General features: G+C 36.3%; 1 protein-coding gene. It reads left to right on the forward strand.

Going from position 1 to position 1,356, the window contains the following annotated elements:
* Window positions 1-295: 295 nt before the first annotated feature.
* The gene (locus E1171_RS01315; protein WP_187696159.1) at window positions 296-1,333 is read left to right on the forward strand and encodes a quinone-dependent dihydroorotate dehydrogenase; all 1,038 of its coding nucleotides are present in this window, start codon (window positions 296-298) and stop codon (window positions 1,331-1,333) included.
* The last annotated feature ends 23 nt before the right edge of the window (window positions 1,334-1,356 follow it).

A 1,356-nucleotide genomic window follows, 5' to 3' on the forward strand; every position in this document is an offset into this window, starting at 1 on the left:
AAAAAGTTAGAGATTTTTGCATATTCATTGGTGTTGGTTAAAAAAGAGTGGAAGTAAAGGTATGTTTTAGAGAATATTTTTTCTTATGTTACTTGATTTTTGTGGAGAAAAATAATTGGAAAACTTAGAGGAGAAATTATTTGGGGTTTCACGGAAGCTGCATTCTTGTTGATTTAAAGAGAGTTACTTTTAGTGGATGCCTTTTTAATACATGGGCCCTACTTCATTCTTATTTTTAACTATTCGCCCTTCACAATTAAGGATTCATTATTAACTTTGCGCAAAAATTAGCGCTGTGTATAAAAATCTAATTCGCCCTTTTCTCTTTCGAATGGCCCCTGAAAAGGCTCACCATTTCACTTTTAATACAATTCAAAAACTGTTTAAACTTCCGGGTGTGTCTTCCTTTTGTAGGCAATTGTATTGTGTTTCGGATAAGCGACTAGAAAGGGAAGTATTTGGTCTGAAATTTCCTAACCCCGTAGGCTTGGCTGCCGGACTTGATAAAGATGCCAAACTGGTGGATCAATTGTCTTCTCTTGGTTTTGGCTTTATTGAAATAGGTACATTAACCCCTAAACCACAGCCTGGAAATGCTCAACCCCGTTTGTTTAGATTGCCAGAAGATCAGTCACTCATAAACCGAATGGGCTTTAACAATGAGGGTGTGGAAGCAGCCGTGAAAAGATTGCGAAATAGAAATTCCAAGGTTCTAATAGGAGGAAACATTGGAAAAAATAAGGTTACCCCAAATGAAGAAGCTGTAAAAGACTATGAATTTTGCTTCAATGCTCTCTTTAATGTTGTAGACTATTTTGTAGTGAATGTTAGTTCTCCCAATACTCCTAATTTGAGAGCCTTACAAGAGAAAAGGCCTTTAATGGCTTTATTGGCACATTTGAAGAAATTAAACGAGAAAAAGAATCATCCCAAACCTATTCTCTTAAAGATAGCTCCAGATCTTACAAATGAACAATTGGATGACATTATTGAAATAGCTAAGAATGTCGAAATTGATGGTGTAATTGCAACTAATACGACCATTAGTAGAGAAAAATTGAAGGCCACTTCAGAAGAATTGGAGGAAATTGGCGCAGGGGGCCTAAGTGGAAAAGTATTAGGCCCTAGATCAACAGAGGTTATTCGTTATTTGCATGATAATTCTAATGGGGCATTTCCCATCATTGGGGTAGGAGGGATTCATTCTGCCGAGGATGCCTTGGAAAAACTGAGAGCCGGAGCTTCTTTGGTTCAGGTATATACAGGTTTTATTTACGAAGGTCCTTCTTTGGTAAAAAGGATTAATCAAAAAATCTTAAAAACCCTAAAATAAGAAATTCCATTTTAACCTTTTTT

The sequence above is a fragment of the Xanthovirga aplysinae genome (assembly GCF_009711365.1).
Classification (GTDB): domain Bacteria; phylum Bacteroidota; class Bacteroidia; order Cytophagales; family Cyclobacteriaceae; genus Xanthovirga; species Xanthovirga aplysinae.